Source organism: Cellulomonas sp. PSBB021 (assembly GCF_002240455.1).
GTDB classification, from domain to species: Bacteria; Actinomycetota; Actinomycetes; order Actinomycetales; family Cellulomonadaceae; genus Cellulomonas; species Cellulomonas uda.
In genome coordinates, this window is the sequence record NZ_CP021430.1 from 2075916 (window position 1) to 2094834 (window position 18919).

Sequence of the window (18919 nt, forward strand, 5' to 3'; positions counted from 1 at the left end):
TGTGATTCCTCTCAGCGGACGTCCGCCATATGACGCCACGCAGGTGTTGCTATCCCGGTCATGCCTCGGTCCGCATCCCGGGGGACGGCTGGACGACCTACGCTCGCGCCGGGCCGAGCAGGGGCACGGCCCGGCGCGAGCGAGGGGTCAGACGCGGCGGCGCTTCGGCGGACGGCAGCCGTTGTGCGCCTGCGGCGTCACGTCCTGGATCGAACCGACCTCGAGGCCGGCGGCCTGCAGCGACCGGATCGCGGTCTCGCGGCCCGAGCCCGGGCCCTTGACGAAGACGTCGACCTTGCGCATGCCGTGCTCCTGCGCACGACGGGCAGCGGCCTCGGCGGCGAGCTGCGCGGCGAACGGCGTCGACTTGCGCGAACCCTTGAAGCCGACCTGGCCGGACGACGCCGACGAGATCACGGCGCCCGAGGGGTCGGTGATCGAGATGATCGTGTTGTTGAACGTGCTCTTGATGTGCGCCTGGCCGTGGGAGACGTTCTTCTTCTCCTTGCGGCGCGGCTTGCGCACGGCGGTACGGGACTTGGGAGGCATCTGCTCTTCTTCTCTCTACGGATCGGGCTGCCGGAAGCGGCGGGCGGTTACTTGCGCCCGGCCTTCTTCTTGCCGGCGACGGTGCGCTTCGGGCCCTTGCGGGTGCGCGCGTTGGTCTTCGTGCGCTGGCCGCGCACCGGAAGGCCGCGGCGGTGACGCAGGCCCTCGTAGCAGCCGATCTCGACCTTGCGGCGGATGTCCGCGGCGACCTCACGGCGGAGGTCACCCTCGAGCTTGTAGCTGCCCTCGAGGTAGTCACGGAGCGCGACGAGCTCGTTGTCGCCGAGCTCCTTCACGCGCAGGTCGCCGGAGATGCCGGTGGCCGCGAGGGTCTCCTTGGCGCGCGTGCGGCCGACCCCGTAGATGTAGGTGAGCGCGATCTCCAGCCGCTTCTCGCGGGGGAGGTCGACGCCGATGAGACGTGCCATGTGCCTGGTGGCTCCTGTTACTGCTCGGAGGTCTTCCGCACCGCCCTCCCGCTGTCCTGCGGGCCCCGGCCTCCGAGCCGAGGGTTCAACGGTCCCGGCTGAGCCGGACCCGAGGTGGTGGTGCGCTGGGTGCCCCGAGGGGCAGGTGATGCGTGGGCGTCAGCCCTGACGCTGCTTGTGGCGCAGGTTCTCGCAGATCACCTGGACGCGACCGTGCCGGCGGATCACCTTGCACTTGTCGCAGATCTTCTTGACGCTGGGCTTGACCTTCATCGCGTGTTTCCTCCGCCGCCGCGTGCCCGCTCAGGGACCGGCGGCGATGTCGTGGTGATTACTTGTAGCGGTAGACGATGCGACCGCGGGACAGGTCGTACGGGCTCAGCTCGACGACCACCCGGTCCTCGGGGAGGATCCGGATGTAGTGCTGCCGCATCTTGCCCGAGATGTGAGCGAGCACCTTGTGGCCGTTGGTGAGCTCCACGCGGAACATCGCGTTCGGCAGCGCCTCGACGACACTGCCCTCGATCTCGATGACGCCGTCCTTCTTCGCCATGTCCTCCGCTAACTGTCGGTCGTGTCGAGCACCACGAGTTCCACGCGAACCGGCATGGCGCCGGGACGTCGTCGAGTTCGTGGAAGGGAGCGGGTGCTGCCCCGGTGCCGTCCGGCCGGTCTCCCGGTCGTCGCGACGAACAGAGCGCACACACCCAACGGGCTACTTTACGCCATGCCACCCATTCGACGAAACCGCTCCGGTGACCCGAGACGTGACGTCCGACTCCCCCGCCGCGTGCTCAGGGGCGTCGGAGCCCGTGCCGGGCCGCGGCACCCGCGGTGGCCGTCCCGCGGCGGCGCAGCACCAGGAGCACCGCACCGGTGAGCGCGAGAGTCAGCGCGACGCCGAGCGTCGTCCACGCGTCGGCGCCCGTCCTCGCGAGCACGCTGCCCTCGTCGCGGGAGCCGTCACCCGCGCCGGGCGCGCTCGAGTCGCCACCGCCGTCGTCCTCACCGCGCGGGGCCGTCCCGTCGTCGCCACCGTCGTCGTCGCCACCGCCGTCGCCACCGCCGTCGTCGCCACCGCCACCGCCGTCCCCGCCGCCCGGGCCACCACCGGTGCCGGGGCCGGTCGGGTCGTCGGCGTCGAACGTGTTGGTCAGCGTCACGCGCGTGAGCTGACCGTCGGCGGTGATCTCGACCGTCGCCGGCGCGAACGTCGCGGCCACCCAGTCGCCACCTGCCACGGGCGCGGGCGTCAACTCGGCGAACGTCACGACCGTGCCCAGCGGGAGATTCTGCGGACCGGCGACGACCACGCCGTCAGCGGTCACCGTCAGCGTCCCGGCCTTGGTCGTCGACCCGTTCAGGAAGTAGTCCACCTCGAACTCGGTGTCCCCACCGTCCGGCAGATCCACCGCATCGACCCCGTCGAACGCCTTGGCCAGCGAGAAGCCGCCCACGGCATCGCGGTAGGAGTTGGTCACCGTCACCGACGTGTTCTGCCCGTCAGCCGTGACCGTCACCGAACTCGGCGCGAAGGCCGCGCCGGTCCAGACGGTCCCGCTCGGCGCGACCGCCGTCGGCTCGGCGAACGTCACGACCGTGCCCAGCGGGAGATTCTGCGGACCGGCGACGACCACGCCGTCAGCGGTCACCGTCAGCGTCCCGGCCTTGGTCGTCGACCCGTTCAGGAAGTAGTCCACCTCGAACTCGGTGTCCCCACCGTCCGGCAGATCCACCGGGTCGATCCCGTCGAACGCCTTGGCCAGCGAGAAGCCGCCCACGGCATCGCGGTAGGAGTTGGTCACCGTCACCGACGTGTTCTGCCCGTCAGCCGTGACCGTCACCGAACTCGGCGCGAAGGCCGCGCCGGTCCAGACGGTCCCGCTCGGCGCGACCGCCGTCGGCTCGGCGAACGTCACGACCGTGCCCAGCGGGAGATTCTGCGGACCGGCGACGACCACGCCGTCAGCGGTCACCGTCAGCGTCCCGGCCTTGGTCGTCGACCCGTTCAGGAAGTAGTCCACCTCGAACTCGGTGTCCCCACCGTCCGGCAGATCCACCGGGTCGATCCCGTCGAGCGCCTTGGCCAGCGAGAAGCCGCCCACGGCATCGCGGTAGGAGTTGGTCACCGTCACCGACGTGTTCTGCCCGTCAGCCGTGACCGTCACCGAACTCGGCGCGAAGGCCGCGCCGGTCCAGACGGTCCCGCTCGGCGCGACCGCCGTCGGCTCGGCGAACGTCACGACCGTGCCCAGCGGGAGATTCTGCGGACCGGCGACGACCACGCCGTCAGCGGTCACCGTCAGCGTCCCGGCCTTGGTCGTCGACCCGTTCAGGAAGTAGTCCACCTCGAACTCGGTCGCGCCACCGTCCGGCAGATCCACCGCATCGACCCCGTCGAGCGCCTTGGCCAGCGAGAAGCCGCCCACGGCATCGCGGTAGGGCCCTACCCCCGGATCTTGGACACGGGGTGTGATTACGCAGCGGTGGGCAGCGTAGTGGCCCGGCGGGCCTCGTAGTTGGAGGGGGACAGGTAGCCGCACCAGGAGTGACGGCGGCGGGTGTTGTAGCGGACGAGCCACGTGAAGACCTGTCGGCGGCAGGTCAGCTCGTCGGGCCAGCAGGCGGCGTCTTGGAGGACCTCGCGCTTGATCGTGGCGTTGAACGATTCCGCCAGTGCGTTGTCGGCCGAGGAGCCGACGGCGCCCATGGACTGGGTGAGACCGAGCTTGCGGCACAGCTTGGCGTAGGCCTTGGAGCAGTAGACCGACCCGTGGTCGCTGTGGAACACGGCGCCCTTGAGGCTGCCCCGGGTTGCGGCGGCGGCCTTCAGGGCGTCCTCGACCAGCTCGGTGCGCATGTGGTCGGCGATCGCCCAGCCGACGAGCCGTCGGCTGTAGCAGTCGATCACGGTCGCCAGGTACAGGTTCGTGCCGTCCGCGATCGGGAGGTAGGTGATGTCCCCGACGTAGCGCTCGTTGGGGCGCTCGGCGGTGAAGTCGCGGTTGACCAGGTCGGGGTACTTCTGTCCCGACGGCTCGGGGATCGTGGTCCGCGCCCGGCGCTTCTTCACATAGCCCCGGATGCCCTCGACCCGCATCACCCGCGCGACGCGCTTGTGGTTCACCCGCTCACCGCCAGGACCGCTGTCGCCGAGCTGAGCGTTGAGCTCGACGGTGATCCGCGGCGCGCCCTGGGTGTTGTCGACGGCATGAATGGCCCTGATCCGCTCGGCCAGCGCGGCGTCCGCGGCCGCCTTGGCTCCGCGGGCAGGGGCCGCCTTGAGCCAGGCGTAGTAGGACGAGCGCTCGATCTCGACGAGCTCGCACAGTCGCTTCACCTCGAAGGTGGTGGAGTTGTCGGCGACGAACTGGAAGCGACTCACCAGCGCGTCTCCCCGGCGAAATACTTGGCCGCCCGCTGCAGGATCTCCCGCTCGGTCGTGAGCTTGGTGGTCTCGACCTCGAGCTCGTTCACCCTGGCCTCGAGCCGGGCGATCTTCTGCTCCGGCGTCTCCCCGGCCGGCGCGGACGACCTCGCCGGGGACGTCTTGGACTGCAGCGGGCTGGAGGTCAACGTCCCGTCAGCGGCGGTCTTCTTGCCGGTCCCGTAGACCTCGAGCCAGTGCCGCAGCGTGCCGCGCACAATGCCGAGATCCTCGGCGATGCCGCGGACCGTGGCGCCCGGGATGGACTCGTACAAGTCGACAGCCTGACGACGGAACTCCTCGGAGTAGTTCTTCCTGGCCATGGTTCCTGAATCATCTCGCTTCCCCAGCAGATGCTGGATTCAGCGTGTCCAAGAACCGGGGTCAAGCCCCGTAGGAGTTGGTCACCGTCACCGACGTGTTCTGCCCGTCAGCCGTGACCGTCACCGAACTCGGCGCGAAGGCCGCGCCGGTCCAGACGGTCCCGCTCGGCGCGACCGCCGTCGGCTCGGCGAACGTCACGACCGTGCCCAGCGGGAGATTCTGCGGACCGGCGACGACCACGCCGTCAGCGGTCACCGTCAGCGTCCCGGCCTTGGTCGTCGACCCGTTCAGGAAGTAGTCCACCTCGAACTCGGTCGCGCCACCGTCCGGCAGATCCACCGCATCGACCCCGTCGAACGCCTTGGCCAGCGAGAAGCCGCCCACGGCATCGCGGTAGGAGTTGGTCACCGTCACCGACGTGTTCTGCCCGTCAGCCGTGACCGTCACCGAACTCGGCGCGAAGGCCGCGCCGGTCCAGACGGTCCCGCTCGGCGCGACCGCCGTCGGCTCGGCGAACGTCACGACCGTGCCCAGCGGGAGATTCTGCGGACCGGCGACGACCACGCCGTCGGCGGTCACCGTCAGCGTCCCGGCCTTGGTCGTCGACCCGTTCAGGAAGTAGTCCACCTCGAACTCGGTCGCGCCACCGTCCGGCAGATCCACCGCATCGACCCCGTCGAGCGCCTTGCTCAGCGAGAAGCCGCCCACGGCGTCCCGGTAGGAGTTCGTGACCGTCACGAGGGTGCTCTGGCCGTCCGCCGTGATCGTCACCGACGACGGCGAGATGGTCGCACCGGTCCACACCTGGCCGGTGGGCGCGACCGCGCTGGGCTCGCCGAACGTCACGACGGTGCCGAGGGGCAGGCTCGTCGGGCCGGCGACGGGCGTCCCGTCGGCGGTGACGACGAGCGTGCCGGCCTTCGTCGTCGACCCGTCGAGGAAGTAGTCGACCGCGAACTCGGTGTCGTCTCCGTCGGGCAGATCGGCCGCGGTCAGGCCGGACAGGGCCTTGGCGACGCGGAAACCGCCGACCGCCGCGCGGTAGGAGTTGGTGACCGTGACCTCGACGTCGTCGCCGTCGGCGATCTCGACCGTGCTGGGCGAGAACGTCACGCCCGTCCACACGGTGCCGGTCGGCGCGCTCGGGGTGGCCTCGCGGAACGTGACCTCGGTGCCGACGGGCAGGTCCTGCGGGCCCGCGACGAGGGTGCCGTCCGCGGTGAGCGTCAGCGTGCCGGCCTTCGTCGTCGCCCCGTCGAGGAAGTAGTCGACCGAGAACTGCGTGCTCGCCCCGTCCGGCAGGTCGCCGGCCGCGATGCCGGACAGCGCCTTGCGCAGCGAGAAACCGCCCTCGCCGCCGCCGATCTCGAGGGAGGCGGCGTAGCCGTAGTGGTGCACCTCGCCGGAGTTCCGCAGCAGGAGCGAGGCCGCGACGATCTGGCCCTCGATGAGGGTCTTGTCTGCGCTGGTGTCGCTCGGTCCGGACAGGCCGGTGATGACGGTGCTGGACGGCGCGAGCAGCGACCCGGGGACGATGCCGTTCCCGCTGAGGTAGACGGTGCTGCCCGGCGCCTGGTCGATGTTCCAGAGCATGTACCGCGCGAAGTTGTTGTCGCTCGAGCCACCCGGGGCGTCGTAGGCACCGATGGTCTCCATGGGCAGGAGCACCGACGCACCGTCGGCCGCGACCACGTCGATGACCAGCGGGGTGGTCGCCGACGGCTTCACGGTCGGGAACCGCAGCTTCCAGTCGGTGCTCGGGAAGTCCGCCGCGGCGACGCGCAGCACGTTGACCTTGCCCGCGACGAGCGTCACGTCGACGCCGTTCATCGGCTGCGCCGTGCTGCCCAGCGTGACGGCCTCGGCGCCGACGAGGCGGCCCTCGGCGATGCCCTGCGACCACTGAGCCATCGTGTCGCGCGCGGCGGTGGGCACGAGCGTGTCGAACGCCGTCGGCTGCACCGTCCACGCGACGGTCTGCGGGGCGGCCGACTGCTCGATGACCGCGCCGCTGCAGTCGGTGGTCGTGGGCGCCTGGACGCAGACGCCGGCCCCGCGACCGGCGATGCCCACGCCAGTCGTCGAGCCGATCGTCATGCGGCCGAGCTGCGTCGCGGGGTCGGTGTAGCCGCCCGAGGCGACGCGGACCGACTGCGTGGACGACGCACGGTCGAACCCGCCGACGACGAGGCGCACGGGCGTGCCGCCGAGCGTCGGCAGCACGTAGTCACCGTTGCCCGCCGCCTTGTGGATGAGGTTGTACGGCCCCTGCCCGGTGCGCACCGAGACGTTCCCCCCGACCGCGACCGACCCTTCGATCTCGTGGTTCGACAGCTCGGCGTCCCCGTAGGAGACGACCGTGAATCCGGCCGCGCCCGCCAGCGGGTTGCCGCTGAGCGACGCGGCCGTCGCGGGGGCGCTCGTCGTCGCGACGGCCCCGGCGGTGGCGACGACGAGCGCGACGGCACCGGCGAGGCGGGCGCGCCTTCGGCGGGCACGGGCAGGCGGGAGCGAGCGAGGGCAGGACACGGTGGTGGACTCCTGATGTCTGACGTGCTGAACGCTTGTCCGGCACCCATGTATAGGGCATCAGGGAGCAAGGTCCCCGGGGCATACGGGTGGTTCCGGGCGCGACGCCGGTCACATGTTCAGCCGTCCGGGCGTCGGTTCACCCGAACGGCCGACCGCAGACCGCCCGTAACCGGCGGTTCGCGTCGCGCGCCCGACGTGCGCTGCGCTGGCGCCGCCCGATCCGGTCAGCCGAGGGGCGTCGGCGTCACACCGTGCGGCGCGAGACCCGCCAGGCCGCCGTCGCGCGCCGTGAGCACCCAGATCCCGCCGTCGAGGATCGCGACCGTGTGCTCCCAGTGGGCCGCGCGCGAGCCGTCCTCCGTGACGACCGTCCAGTCGTCGGCCAGCACCCGCGTCGCCTGCTCACCGCGCACGAGCATCGGCTCGACCGCGACGCACAGGCCCGGGCGGACCTTCGCCCCGCGGTCCCGCGTGCGGTAGTTCAGCACGTCCGGCGGCTGGTGCATCGCCGACCCGATGCCGTGACCGACGTAGTCCTCCACCACGCCGAGCCGCACGCCAGCGTTGCGCCCTGCCGTGTGCGCGTCGTCCACGACGTCCTCGACCGCGTCACCGACGGCACCGAGGCGGTCGGCACCGGCGAGCGCGGCGATGCCGGCCCACATGGCCTCCTCGCCGGTCGCGACGAGCTCGCGGTCCTCGACCGTGCCGTCGCCCAGGACGAACGACAGCGCGCTGTCGCCGTGCCACCCGTCGACGACCGCACCGCAGTCGATCGACACGACGTCGCCCTCCGCGAGCACCCGCCCGCCGGGGATGCCGTGCACCACCTCGTCGTTCACCGACACGCACACCGTCGCGGGGTACCCGTGGTAGCCCAGGAACGACGGCGTCGCACCCGCCTGCACGATCACGCGTGCCGCGGCCGCGTCGACGTCCGCCGTCGTCGCGCCGGGCACCGCAGCCGCACGGGCCGCGTCGAGCGCGTCGGCGACGACGAGCCCGGCACGCCGCATGACGCGCACCTGGTCGGCGCTCTTGTACTCGATCCGCTCGCGGCCGAACACGTGAACCACCGTCCTCCGCCCGCTCAGCGGGCGGTCGAGCCGATCGCCACGAGCAGGCGCTCCGTGACCTCGTCGACCTCGCCGATGCCGTCGACGCGCGCCAGCAGGCCGCGCTGCGAGTAGACGTCCGAGATCGGGGCGGTCTGCTCGGCGTAGACGTCGAGCCGGTGGCGGATGACGTCCTCGGTGTCGTCCTCGCGACCCTCGATCTCGGCGCGCTTGAGCAGGCGCTCCGCGACGACCTCGGGGTCCGCGGTGATCTCGACCGCGAGATCGAGGGACAGGCCGGCGTCCGCGAGGATCGCGTCGAGCTCGGCGACCTGGGCGACGTTGCGGGGGTAGCCGTCGAGCAGGAACCCACCCGCGGCGTCGTCCTGCGCGAGGCGGTCACGGACCATCGCGTTCGTGATCTCGTCGGGCACCAGGGCGCCCCGCGACGAGTACTCCTGCGCCTTGCGGCCGAGCTCCGTGCCGCCCTTGATGTTGGCGCGGAAGATGTCGCCCGTCGAGATCGCGGGGACCGCGAGGCGCTCGGCGAGCCGTGCCGCCTGCGTGCCCTTGCCCGCTCCGGGCGGGCCGAGCAGGACCAGACGCGTGCTCATCGGAGGAACCCTTCGTAGTGCCGCTGCTGCAGCTGGGACTCGATCTGCTTGACGGTCTCGAGGCCGACGCCGACGACGATCAGGATCGACGAGCCGCCGAACGGGATGTTCTGGCCGACGTCGAGCATGATGAACGCGATCGTCGGGATCAGCGCCACGATCGCCAGGTACAGCGAGCCGGGCGCGGTGATGCGCGAGATCACGTAGCTCAGGTAGTCGGCGGTCGGGCGACCGGCGCGGATGCCGGGGATGAAGCCGCCGTACTTCTTCATGTTGTCCGCGACCTCGTCCGGGTTGAACGTGATCGCCGTGTAGAAGTAGCAGAAGAAGATGATCAGCACGACGTACAGCGCGAGGTGCAGGGGCGCGTCCTGAGCGGCGACGTTCACCGAGACCCAGCGGACCCACTCGGCGGTCTGGTCGCCGAACTGCGCGATGATCCCCGGGATCGCCAGCAGCGACGACGCGAAGATGATCGGGATGACGCCGGCCATGTTGATCTTGATCGGGATGTAGGTGCTCGACCCGCCGTACATGCGGCGGCCCACCATGCGCTTGGCGTACTGCACCGGGATGCGGCGCTGGCTCTGCTCGACGAACACGACGAGCGCGACGACCACGACGATGATCGCCAGGACCACGACGAACTTCGTGAGGCCGTTGTTGCCACCCGCGATCGACCACATGGCCGTCGGGAAGCTGGCCGCGATCGACGTGAAGATCAGCAGCGACATGCCGTTGCCGACGCCACGCTCGGTGATGAGCTCGCCGAGCCACATGATCAGGCCGGTGCCCGCGGTCATCGTGATGACCATGATCACGAGAGTCGTCCACGCCGAGTCCGGGATGACGTCGACGGTGCAGCCGGCGAAGAGCTGGCCGCTGCGCGCGATGGTGATGACCGTCGTCGACTGCAGGACCGCGAGCGCGATGGTCAGGTAGCGGGTGTACTGCGTGAGCTTCGCGGTACCCGACTGCCCTTCCTTGTGCAGCTCCTCGAACCGCGGGATCACCACGCGCAGCAGCTGCACGATGATGCTCGCGGTGATGTACGGCATGATCCCGAGCGCGAACACCGACAGCTGGAGCAGCGCTCCACCGCTGAAGAGGTTCACCAGCCCCAGCAGGTCGTTGCCGCTGCCCATCTCGTCGATGCACTGCTGCACGTTGGGGTAGGACACCCCAGGCGTGGGCAGGAAGGATCCGATGCGGAACACCACCATGATCCCGATGGTGAAGAGCAGCTTCCGCCGCAGGTCGGGCGTCCGGAACGCCCGCACGAATGCGCCTAGCACCTGTCCTCCTGGGTAGCCGCTCGTGCGGCAGTCGTCAGCCACCCGGCGATGGCCGCAGGCAAGACTACCTGCAACCTCACCGAGCTCGGTTCTTCGCGGGTGAGCGCCTTCGCTACACGCGTGCCCGCCGCCGCCGACGCGCGACGAGCAGGAGCAGTATGCCCCCTGTGGCGCACGCCACGGCCCACGTGCCCAGGAACAGGACGTCCGCCCCCGTCCGGGCGAGCAGCGGCGTCCGCCCCGGTCCCGGCGTGGCCGCGGGTGACGGCGCCGGCGTCGGGGCGATCCCGTCCTGGCTCGGGCCGGGCAGGGGCGTGGGCTCGACCGTGGGGTCCGGCGTGGGTGCGACCGCGACGTCCGCGAGGTGCAGCAGCACGTCGAAGGACGCCTCGAGGCGTCCCTCGCGCGTGCCGTTCCCCGAGGTCGCGGCGACGTCGAAGACGTACCCGACCGTCAGCCGGGTCGACTCGCCCGGCGCCAGGACGCGGCTCGCGATGCGGGTGCGGCCCGCGTCCGCGAGCGCCCGCAGCGAGCGCTCGCCGCCGTCCCACCGCAGCCGCACGTCGTCGAAGAAGGTCGTGGTGCTCCCCGCGGGCTCATCGAGGTCGACGTCGACCAGCCACGCCGTCAGCCGGCCCGCGCTCGGCCCGTCGTTGCGCACGACGAGGGTGCGGCGCGCCTGGTCACCGGGCACGGAGACGGGCACCCCGACGAAACTCGTCGTCGCGGTGCTCTGCGTCGTGCCGTCCCACGCGAGCGAGACCGTCGGACCCACCCAGCCGACGCCCAGCTCGTCGTCGGCCACCGCGGCGGCGGCCGGGGCCGTCACCGCCAGCGTGAGACCGGCGGCGACCGCGGCGAGCACCCTCGTCGCGCGCCTCACGGCGTGGTCCGGAAGGTCGTGAACGTGAACGTGACGGTGTGCACGGGCTCCGCCGCGACGACGAACGTGCGGGCGGCCGTCGCCGTCCACGCGGACGACGCCCCGGACACCGTCCCGGCGGGGCCCGTCGCGGTCACCTGCGCGGTGTCGGTGTGCGTCCAGCGGGTCGGCACGTAGCGCGCGACGAGGCACCAGTACTCGTCGCTGGGCGTCGTCGACGCGGTGTACGCCGAGGTCCAGGGGGTCGAGGCGAGCGTCGCACCCGCGCCCGTCAGGCTCGTCGTGCAGGCCGCCGCCGACGCGACGCGGTACGTGCTGACCTGCGACGCGCCGAACACCCCGCCCGCGGTGTCGACCGTCAGCGTGTACGCCAGGCCGCGATGCCCCTGCGCGAGGCTGCGGACCTGCAGCGGGATCGCGACCGCTCCCCCGCTGAGGCTGTTGCCGTTGTAGAGCGTCGTCGTCGCGGCCGCCGGGATCGTGTACGTCACCGAGCCGCGGTTGCGCGACGCGTCGAGGGGCGTGCTCGTCGTCGCGAAGACCGGGCTGCCGGGCGCGCCCGCGCCGAACACCGTCACCCCCACGGGCATGCGCTGCGTCCCGGTCACGGACACGCGCCACAGCGCGAGCGTCCCGCCCGTCCCGACGCCGACGAGCGCCGCGACGAGCACGACGACCGCGACGACCGCGACGTCCCGTCGGCGCACCGCGCGGCGCACCCGCCCCACGACCGCGGCCGTCGTCGCGCGTATCACGGCGAGAACCCGTCGCCGTCGCGTACCTGCTCCCACGTCACGACGACCGTGCCGAGCCCGGTCGTCGGCGCCGAGGCGATCGCGGTGTCCGCGACCATCACGTCCGCGCCCGAGTACGTGAGCGTCACCGTCACCGCCCACGTCGCGGTCCCCCACGCCGCCACCTCGGCGACCGTGAGGTTGTCCGGTGCGCCCGGCAGCAGGGTCGGCGTGCCGACCGGCACCGCGGCGGACGTGACGCCGTCCGGACGGCTGACGGTGTACGTCGCCGTCACGCCGCCCGCGGGCAGCAGCGCGGGTGCGGAGTCCCAGCTGACGCGCAGGCGCGCCGCGAGGTTGTCGCCCTGGAGCACCGGGCGGAAGCGCTGCACGACACGGAACGAGTCGCCGGGGGTCGCGAGGTGGTCGGCGGTGATCCCGTCCGGCCTCGTCGCCACGGCGTGCGCCGGGCTCACGTCCGGGCTCGTCTCGGTCCAGGTGGGCGTCCCGATGAGCGCCAGGTCCAGGGTGCCGCTGCGCACCACGGAGGCGGCGACGGTCACCCCCGCGCCCCACAGCGCATAGGTCAGCCCCGCCGCGGCACCCGCGACGAGGAGGGCCGCGGCGGCGAGGGAGACGGGGCGCCGGGTCCTCATCGGGCGCCCTCCACCTCGCCCGCGCGGGCACGCTCGTCGTCGGTGGGCACGTCGGTGGGCACGTCGGCGGGCGTGTCGGCGGGCGTGTCGGCGGTCGGCTCGTCGTCGCGCGTGCGCCGCTCGGGGCGCAGGATCATCACCGCGGCGTACCCGAGCAGCGCGGCCGCGACGAGCGCGACGGCCAGGCCCTTGCGCTCGCCGAGCCACAGCGACACGTGGCCCACCCACGGCACCGAGTACACCGCGACCGCCTGGATCTGCGCGGGCTCGATCGGGTCGTCGTCCGCCCCGTTCGCGTCGCCGCGCGTCACGAACGTCGTCCCTGCGGCGCTGATGCGCTTGGCGACCACGCGGTGCGTGACGAGCGTCGGGTCGCCCGAGACCGGCTGGAACGTCACGACGTCGCCCACGTGGACCTCGGTGGCCGGGTCGGTCACGGTCCGCACCGCGACGACGTCGCCCGGCGAGAACGTCGGCTCCATCGAGCCGGTGAGCACGGTGAGGGTGGTGCCGCCGAGCGCCTTGGGCACCACGACGAGCACCGCGACCGCCGCCACGACGACCAGCAGCACCGCCCACATGAGGACGGCGAGCACACCGGACAGCGCACTGTCGTGTCGTCGTGCGGTCATCGGGGCTCCTCGTGCTCGTCGGGGCGGGAGGTGGGCGGGAGGTGAGCGGGAGGTGGGCGGGAGGTGGGCGGGACGCGGACGCCCCGCCCACCTGCGCGGTCAGCTGAAGTCGGCGCCGCTGCGGTCCTGCTGCAGCGAGACGGCGAGGTTCTTCAGCGCCGTCGCCGCGTTCATCGTCGAGGCGGCGGTCGTGCCGCTCGCCTCGGCGGACCAGTCCGCGGTGACGACCACGAACAGGTCGGCGGCGGTCGTGCCGTCGACGACGACCGTGCCGGTGTTCACCGGGGCGCCCGCGGCCTGGCCGGTGCGCGGCGCGGCGAACCGCAGCGTCGTCGAGGTGCCGTCGAGCACGCCGGCGGTCACGTCGGTGCCGTCCGCGTCGAACACCTGGTAGGAGACGACCAGGCCCTCGGGCAGGGGCGTCGTGCCGCCCGAGCTCGTGACGTCGAGGTTCGCGACGAGGTTGTCGCCGACGAGCGTGACGTCCAGGCCGTACGTGCCCTCGGCGACGTCACCCGGGACCATGCGCCACGTCTGCAGGTCGACCGTGTGGCCGTCCAGCTCGGTCACGGGCGTCGCGTCGACCGTGACGTCCGTGCGGTCCGGGGACACGTCGAACCAGCCGACGCTCGTGGCCGAGACGCCGAGCTCACCGTTGGTGATCGTGCCGCCCGGGATCGAGTCCGAGTCGGACCACAGGGCGAACGTCGTGCCGCCGGACAGGAGCGCGAGACCGGCGAGCCCGGCGATGACGCCCTTCGTCTTGTTCTTCATGGTCGTGCCTTTCTGTGGAGGGTTCGCCCCGCGAGGGGCCGCAGTCCGTCCGGGCTCGGGCGGTCTGGATCCGGTCAGAGCACGCCGACCGGCGCGGTGGCGGTGCACACCCGGCTGGCGCCGGCCGCGAGGGAGGAGATCGTCACGCTCGTGCCTGGCGTGACCGTGGGAGTCCCCGGGCAGGAGATGACCGGGGAGGTCGTGGCGGACGTCGTGCCGCCGGCATCGGTGCGGGTGTCCGTCGCCGTGTCGGTGAGCACCACGTCCGTGAGCGGCGCCGAGCCGGTGTTCTGCACCGTGTAGCGCCAGTAGACGGTCGTCCCCGGCGCGAGCGACGCGCCGGACGTGATCGGCGTCGTGAACGCCGCGCTCGTGAACGCCTCCTTGGTCACGCGGACCTCGGAGCGGTACAGGACGTGGCGCGCGCAGACCTGCGCGGCCTCGTCGGACGACCCCGCGGCGCACGTCACCGAACCCGCCGCGAGCACCGTGTGGGACACGCGCGCGACGTTGGTCATCACGCGGTCCCCCGGGGTCGCGAGCACGGTGACCGGGATCGTCAGCGTCACCGACGCGCCGGGGTCCAGCGCACCGGACCACGAGACGAGCTGGCCCGACACGGTCACGCCCGTCGGGCTCGACGTCACGGTGCCGCGCGTCGCGTCGTCCGTGACGGCCGTCAGGTCGTCGTAGACGCGCGCCGGCGCCGCAGCCGTGTAGGAGCCGTTGCCGACGTTCGTCGCGACGACCGTGTACGTGACCACCCCGCCCGCGGCCGGCATGACCGTCGCGTTCGCCGTCTTGGTGACCTGGAGGCGCGGGACCCGCAGGCGGACCGGCCAGTCCTCGACCTCGCCGCGCGCCGTGAACCCGGTGGGTGCGAGCTGCGCCTGGACGGTCGAGGCCATCAGGCGCAGGAACGTCCGGTCACCGCCGGCGGCCTGCCCCTCGGGCACGGTGCTCGGTACGGCGAAGCTCAGCGTGACGTTGGTCGAGGTCGTCGACGTGCAGGTGGCGTCCGCGCTGGACGCCTCGCCCGCGTCGAACTGGCCGTTGCGGTTCCAGTCCAGCCACCCGCGCACGTACGTGGTCGCGCCGTCGGCGGCGCACCGGATGTTCGCGACGGCGTACGTCGTCGTCACGCCGCGCACGTAGGTGATGTCCGCCAACGCCGCCGCGAGCGCGTCCTCGTCGGGCGTGTCACCCGAGGCGTCGGCCGACGACGCGGGCAGCAGCTCGGGGACCGCGTTCGGCCCGAGGCGGGTCGACGGCGGTCCGAGCACGGCACGGGTGAAGGACACCGACCCGTTGCTCGCGAGCGTCGTCCAGCCGAAGACGTTGACCCCGGGCTCGCCGCCCGTCCAGGTCGGCTGCACGACGCCGCCGGCGAGCCCGTACGAGGCGGGGGCGTCGCCGTAGTCGACGCCCACGACGACTCCGAAAGCCGCGGCGGCGAGGCCTGAACCTTCCAGGCTCACCGCAAGCGTCGTCGCACCCTGGGCGAACGCCACGGCGGTCGCCGAACGTCCGGGCGCAGAGCACTCCGCCGACGCGCCGAGCGTCAGCCGGTTCGCCATGTCGCGCTGCACCCGGTAGGTCGCCGAGCACGTCCCCGGGTAGACGTCGAGGATCCGCCAGGTCGCCGTGCTCGGCGTCGGCGTCGCGCGCGTGAACTCGCCGCCGTTCGTCGACTCGGCGTCGGCGAACACGAGGCCCGACAGCGTGACCGCGGCGGTGGACGTCGGCGCCCCCGTGAAGGCCGACGACGCGTACGTCGCGAGCCGGGCCGTCCCGCAGCCCAGGTTGAACGTGGCGGCGACACTCTGGTTCACCGTGCCGATGCCGTTCACCAGGTCGTTCGCGGGCGTGTTGTAGAGCACCTGCAGACCGTCCGCGCCCCACTGGCCCGAGCGGTACGCCTGGAGGGAGTCGCCGCTGCGGCCGCTGAGCGTGCACTGCACCTCGAGACGCGTGAGGTCGCCCACCTGGAGGTACGTCCACACCGTGGTGCTCGTCGCGTTGAGCGACGCGCCCTGGGCTCCCCAGTTGACCCACAGGATTCGGTCCCGGTACAGCCCGCTGCCCGTGGTCGCCCGGACGGACGCGCCCGACCCGCTGGACGAGCTCGCGTCACCGACCGCCGACCGGGCCGGTGCGGCCGGCTGCACCGCGACGCCGGCGGCGGCGACGACGAGCACGGCCACCGCCGTCCACGCCGCACGCATCAGCCGCGAGCTCATCGACAACCCTCCTCCGGACACGGACCCGGGCGGGCCCGCACCGGTGATCGGGAGTTGGACGAGCGACCTGAAGGTACGAAGGTGGGACCGGGATCGCCCCTGGGTGGCAGCACCTCACCCTTTCTGCGGGCACCGCAGGACGAACCCGGATGCACACGGCACCGCGGTGATGACGCAGGTCAGCCGACTGCCACGCCCACGCCTCGCACGCGGCCCGCGGCGAGGGACCCCGGGGACGACGAAGCGGGCGGCCCCGGGATCTCTCCCAGGACCGCCCGCTGCAGCGATCTCGTCGCGAGGTCAGTCCTCCTGGACCGACCCGCCGGCCGCCACGATCTTCTCCTTCGCCGACGCCGAGAGGGCGTCGACAGCGACGGAGACCTTGACCGTGATGTCACCGGTGCCGAGCACCTTGACCGGCTGGCCCTTGCGGACCGCGCCCTTGGCGACCAGGTCGGCGACCGTCACATCGCCACCGTCCGGGTACAGCGCCGAGAGCTTGTCCAGGTTGACGACCTGGTACTCGACACGGAACGGGTTCTTGAAGCCGCGAAGCTTCGGCAGGCGCATGTGGAGCGGCATCTGGCCACCCTCGAAGCGCTGCGGGACCTGGTAGCGGGCCTTGGTGCCCTTGGTGCCACGGCCCGCGGTCTTGCCCTTCGACGCCTCACCACGGCCCACACGGGTCTTCGCGGTCTTGGCGCCCGGGGCCGGACGCAGGTGGTGCACCTTGAGCGTGCCACCGGCACCGGGCTTCGCCGCGTCCTCCGCCGCCTTCTTGGCAGCGGCGGACTTGGCGGCCGGGGCCTTCTTCGCGGCGGCGGCCGGGGCGGCAGCAGCCGCCTCGTCCTTCGCCGCAGCCTTCGAGGACGCCTTCTTCGCGGGCGCCTTCTCGGCGGCGGCAGCCGTCGCCTTCTTGGCCGGGGCCTTCTTGGTGGCCTTCGGCGCGTCCTGCGCCTCGGTCACCTCGTTCGTCTCGTCAGCCATGGTCACTCGACCTCCTCGACCACCACGAGGTGCTGCACGGTCTTCACCATGCCGCGGATCTCGGGACGGTCCTCCTTGACGACGACGTCGCCGATGCGCTTGAGACCAAGCGTGCGGAGCGTGTCGCGCTGGTTCTGCTTGCCACCGATGCCGGAGCGCTTCTGCGTCACCTTGAGGCGGGCCATCACGCACCCACCTTCTCGGCGGCCTTGGCGGCCTGGCCGGCGGCCTGCGCCCGCAGCAGCGGGGCGGGCACGACGTGCTCGAGCGGCAGGCCACGGCGCGCGGCCACGGCCTGAGGCTCCTCGAGACCGCGCAGCGCCGCCACGGTCGCCCGGACGATGTTGATCGCGTTCGACGAGCCGAGCGACTTGCTCAGGACGTCGTGGATGCCGGCGCACTCGAGCACCGCACGCACCGGACCACCGGCGATCACACCGGTACCGGGCGCCGCGGGGCGCAGGTGGACGATGCCGGCAGCCGACTCGGCCGTGATGGGGTGCGGGATCGTGCCCTGGATGCGGGGGACGCGGAAGAAGTTCTTCTTCGCCTCCTCGACACCCTTGGCGATCGCCGCGGGCACCTCCTTGGCCTTGCCGTAGCCGACACCGACCGTGCCGTCACCGTCGCCCACCACGACGAGCGCGGTGAAGCTGAAGCGGCGACCACCCTTGACGACCTTGGCCACACGGTTGATCGTCACGACGCGCTCGAGGAACGCGCTCTTCTCCGCCGCGTCGCCGCGACGGCCTCCGTCACGACGACCGCCGTCGCGGCGCTCGCCGCCGGTGCCCTGAGCACCGGTGTTGCTGCGTGCAGGAGCAGCCATCAGTGAGTCCTCTTCTTCCGGTTCGTCGTCGTCACAGGGCCAGGCCGCCCTCGCGGGCACCGTCGGCGACCGCGGCCACACGACCGTGGTACTTGTTGCCGCCGCGGTCGAACACGACCGCCTCGACGCCCTTGGCCTTGGCGCGCTCGGCGACGAGCTCGCCGACCTTCTTCGCCTTGGCCGTCTTGTCGCCGTCCGTCGCGCGCAGGTCCGCCTCGAGCGTGGAGGCCGACGCGACGGTCTGGCCGATCGCGTCGTCGACGACCTGAGCGGTGATGTGGCGCGCGGAGCGCGTCACGACGAGACGCGGACGGGCCGCGGTGCCGGTGACCTTCTTGCGCAGACGCAGGTGACGACGCTTGCGCGAGATCGCCTTGCCCTTGCCCTTGATGCTGATCGCCATGGCTTACTTACCAGCCTTTCCGACCTTGCGGCGCACGTTCTCGCCCGCGTAGCGCACGCCCTTGCCCTTGTACGGCTCGGGCTTGCGGATCTTGCGGATGTTCGCGGCGACCTCGCCGACCTGCTGCTTGTCGATGCCCTGCACCGAGAAGCGCGTCGGCGCCTCGACGACGAAGGAGATGCCCTCCGGCGGCGTGACGACGACGGGGTGGCTGAAGCCCAGCGCGAACTCGAGGTCCGAGCCCTTGGCGGTCACGCGGTAACCGGTGCCGACGATCTCGAGCTTCTTGGTGTAGCCCTCCGTCACACCCGTGACCAGGTTGGCCAGGAGCGTGCGGGTGAGGCCGTGCAGCGAGCGCGAGTTGCGCTCGTCGTCGGGACGCGTCACGACGAGCGTCGCGTCCTCCTGCTTGACCTCGATGGGCGCGGCGACCGTGTGCGTGAGGGTCCCCTTGGGGCCCTTCACGGTCACGACGGCGCCGTCGATGGTGACGTCCACCCCGGCCGGGACCGGGACGGGAATCCGTCCGATGCGGGACATGGATTCTGCTCCTTTCC

21 protein-coding genes are annotated in these 18919 nt (G+C 72.0%); all 21 read right to left on the reverse strand.

All coding sequences use genetic code 11. The features are described from left to right. Nucleotides 1-147 precede the first annotated feature (147 nt). The 21 genes from rpsK to rplF all read right to left on the reverse strand — a co-directional run bounded on the left by rpsK (nt 148) and on the right by rplF (nt 18902). Nucleotides 148-549: a 30S ribosomal protein S11 gene (gene rpsK / locus CBP52_RS09405; protein WP_019136350.1), complete on the reverse strand. Its 402-nt coding sequence runs from the start codon at nt 547-549 to the stop codon at nt 148-150. 47 nt (nt 550-596) lie between these two features. Then, complete coding sequence (gene rpsM / locus CBP52_RS09410) at nt 597-977, reverse strand: 30S ribosomal protein S13 (RefSeq protein WP_094180729.1); 381 nt, start codon at nt 975-977, stop codon at nt 597-599. A 159-nt stretch (nt 978-1136) separates the two neighbouring features. Continuing rightward, a complete protein-coding gene (gene rpmJ, locus CBP52_RS09415) occupies nt 1137-1250 on the reverse strand; it encodes a 50S ribosomal protein L36 (RefSeq protein WP_013117849.1) in 114 nt (37 codons plus the stop codon). Nucleotides 1251-1308: 58 nt separating this feature from the next. Further along, nucleotides 1309-1530 (reverse strand): translation initiation factor IF-1, encoded by a 222-nt coding sequence (gene infA, locus CBP52_RS09420; RefSeq protein ID WP_013770189.1) that lies wholly within the window; start codon nt 1528-1530, stop codon nt 1309-1311. A gap of 241 nt (nt 1531-1771) precedes the next feature. After that, a complete protein-coding gene (locus CBP52_RS09425; RefSeq protein ID WP_094180730.1) occupies nt 1772-3406 on the reverse strand; it encodes a DUF5979 domain-containing protein in 1635 nt (544 codons plus the stop codon). Between the two features lie 47 nt (nt 3407-3453). After that, nucleotides 3454-4727 (reverse strand): IS3 family transposase gene (locus tag CBP52_RS09430; protein WP_094180161.1). Its coding sequence is split into 2 segments (ribosomal slippage): nt 3454-4379 and nt 4379-4727, totalling 1275 coding nucleotides; the frame shifts between segments, so codons are not numbered across the junction. A 61-nt stretch (nt 4728-4788) separates the two neighbouring features. Next, on the reverse strand, nt 4789-7257 hold the full coding sequence (locus CBP52_RS09435; RefSeq protein WP_094180731.1) for a DUF5979 domain-containing protein: 2469 nt from the start codon (nt 7255-7257) through the stop codon (nt 4789-4791). Nucleotides 7258-7484: 227 nt separating this feature from the next. Then, nucleotides 7485-8327, reverse strand: a complete 843-nt coding sequence (map, locus tag CBP52_RS09440) for a type I methionyl aminopeptidase (RefSeq protein ID WP_094180732.1) — start codon at nt 8325-8327, stop codon at nt 7485-7487. A gap of 23 nt (nt 8328-8350) precedes the next feature. After that, nucleotides 8351-8929 (reverse strand): adenylate kinase, encoded by a 579-nt coding sequence (locus tag CBP52_RS09445; protein WP_094180733.1) that lies wholly within the window; start codon nt 8927-8929, stop codon nt 8351-8353. Beyond that, nucleotides 8926-10224 carry a preprotein translocase subunit SecY gene (secY, locus tag CBP52_RS09450; protein ID WP_094180734.1) on the reverse strand — a complete coding sequence of 433 codons (1299 nt, stop codon included), beginning with the start codon at nt 10222-10224 and terminating at the stop codon, nt 8926-8928. Before secY ends, CBP52_RS09445 begins: the two co-directional genes overlap by 4 nt. A 112-nt stretch (nt 10225-10336) precedes the next feature. Further along, nucleotides 10337-11107 carry a hypothetical protein gene (locus CBP52_RS09455; RefSeq protein ID WP_157732566.1) on the reverse strand — a complete coding sequence of 257 codons (771 nt, stop codon included), beginning with the start codon at nt 11105-11107 and terminating at the stop codon, nt 10337-10339. Beyond that, nucleotides 11104-11862, reverse strand: coding sequence for a hypothetical protein (locus CBP52_RS09460; RefSeq protein WP_094180736.1), 759 nt, complete (start codon nt 11860-11862; stop codon nt 11104-11106). The genes CBP52_RS09455 and CBP52_RS09460 overlap by 4 nt, the downstream gene beginning before the upstream one ends. Further along, entirely contained in the window at nt 11859-12497 is a 639-nt protein-coding gene (locus tag CBP52_RS09465) for a hypothetical protein (protein WP_094180737.1), read from the reverse strand. The genes CBP52_RS09460 and CBP52_RS09465 overlap by 4 nt, the downstream gene beginning before the upstream one ends. Then, the gene (locus tag CBP52_RS09470) at nt 12494-13129 is read right to left on the reverse strand and encodes a signal peptidase I (protein WP_094180738.1); all 636 of its coding nucleotides are present in this window, start codon (nt 13127-13129) and stop codon (nt 12494-12496) included. Before CBP52_RS09470 ends, CBP52_RS09465 begins: the two co-directional genes overlap by 4 nt. A gap of 99 nt (nt 13130-13228) precedes the next feature. Then, a complete protein-coding gene (locus tag CBP52_RS09475) occupies nt 13229-13903 on the reverse strand; it encodes an alternate-type signal peptide domain-containing protein (RefSeq protein ID WP_094180739.1) in 675 nt (224 codons plus the stop codon). A 74-nt stretch (nt 13904-13977) separates the two neighbouring features. Beyond that, on the reverse strand, nt 13978-16143 hold the full coding sequence (locus CBP52_RS09480) for a CshA/CshB family fibrillar adhesin-related protein (protein WP_094180740.1): 2166 nt from the start codon (nt 16141-16143) through the stop codon (nt 13978-13980). 300 nt (nt 16144-16443) lie between these two features. After that, on the reverse strand, nt 16444-17130 hold the full coding sequence (gene rplO / locus CBP52_RS09485) for a 50S ribosomal protein L15 (RefSeq protein WP_094180741.1): 687 nt from the start codon (nt 17128-17130) through the stop codon (nt 16444-16446). A 2-nt stretch (nt 17131-17132) separates the two neighbouring features. Beyond that, nucleotides 17133-17315 (reverse strand): 50S ribosomal protein L30, encoded by a 183-nt coding sequence (gene rpmD, locus CBP52_RS09490; RefSeq protein ID WP_094180742.1) that lies wholly within the window; start codon nt 17313-17315, stop codon nt 17133-17135. Further along, nucleotides 17315-17959: a 30S ribosomal protein S5 gene (gene rpsE, locus CBP52_RS09495; RefSeq protein WP_094180743.1), complete on the reverse strand. Its 645-nt coding sequence runs from the start codon at nt 17957-17959 to the stop codon at nt 17315-17317. The genes rpmD and rpsE overlap by 1 nt, the downstream gene beginning before the upstream one ends. Nucleotides 17960-17990: 31 nt before the next feature. Further along, nucleotides 17991-18362 carry a 50S ribosomal protein L18 gene (gene rplR, locus CBP52_RS09500; protein WP_094180744.1) on the reverse strand — a complete coding sequence of 124 codons (372 nt, stop codon included), beginning with the start codon at nt 18360-18362 and terminating at the stop codon, nt 17991-17993. 3 nt (nt 18363-18365) lie between these two features. Continuing rightward, nucleotides 18366-18902 (reverse strand): 50S ribosomal protein L6, encoded by a 537-nt coding sequence (rplF, locus tag CBP52_RS09505; protein WP_094180745.1) that lies wholly within the window; start codon nt 18900-18902, stop codon nt 18366-18368. Nucleotides 18903-18919 lie beyond the last annotated feature (17 nt).

Coding starts and splice junctions, on each gene's coding strand:
- rpsE (WP_094180743.1), bottom strand. CDS start 17,959: ATGGCTGCTCCTGCACGCAGCAACACCGGTGCTCAGGGCACCGGCGGC.
- CBP52_RS09465 (WP_094180737.1), bottom strand. CDS start 12,497: ATGAGGACCCGGCGCCCCGTCTCCCTCGCCGCCGCGGCCCTCCTCGTC.
- rpsK (WP_019136350.1), bottom strand. CDS start 549: ATGCCTCCCAAGTCCCGTACCGCCGTGCGCAAGCCGCGCCGCAAGGAG.
- CBP52_RS09480 (WP_094180740.1), bottom strand. CDS start 16,143: ATGAGCTCGCGGCTGATGCGTGCGGCGTGGACGGCGGTGGCCGTGCTC.
- rplF (WP_094180745.1), bottom strand. CDS start 18,902: ATGTCCCGCATCGGACGGATTCCCGTCCCGGTCCCGGCCGGGGTGGAC.
- rplO (WP_094180741.1), bottom strand. CDS start 17,130: ATGGCTGACGAGACGAACGAGGTGACCGAGGCGCAGGACGCGCCGAAG.
- rpsM (WP_094180729.1), bottom strand. CDS start 977: ATGGCACGTCTCATCGGCGTCGACCTCCCCCGCGAGAAGCGGCTGGAG.
- rpmJ (WP_013117849.1), bottom strand. CDS start 1,250: ATGAAGGTCAAGCCCAGCGTCAAGAAGATCTGCGACAAGTGCAAGGTG.
- infA (WP_013770189.1), bottom strand. CDS start 1,530: ATGGCGAAGAAGGACGGCGTCATCGAGATCGAGGGCAGTGTCGTCGAG.
- rplR (WP_094180744.1), bottom strand. CDS start 18,362: ATGGCGATCAGCATCAAGGGCAAGGGCAAGGCGATCTCGCGCAAGCGT.
- CBP52_RS09470 (WP_094180738.1), bottom strand. CDS start 13,129: ATGACCGCACGACGACACGACAGTGCGCTGTCCGGTGTGCTCGCCGTC.
- rpmD (WP_094180742.1), bottom strand. CDS start 17,315: ATGGCCCGCCTCAAGGTGACGCAGAAGCGCTCCGGCATCGGTGGCAAG.
- CBP52_RS09445 (WP_094180733.1), bottom strand. CDS start 8,929: ATGAGCACGCGTCTGGTCCTGCTCGGCCCGCCCGGAGCGGGCAAGGGC.
- CBP52_RS09475 (WP_094180739.1), bottom strand. CDS start 13,903: ATGAAGAACAAGACGAAGGGCGTCATCGCCGGGCTCGCCGGTCTCGCG.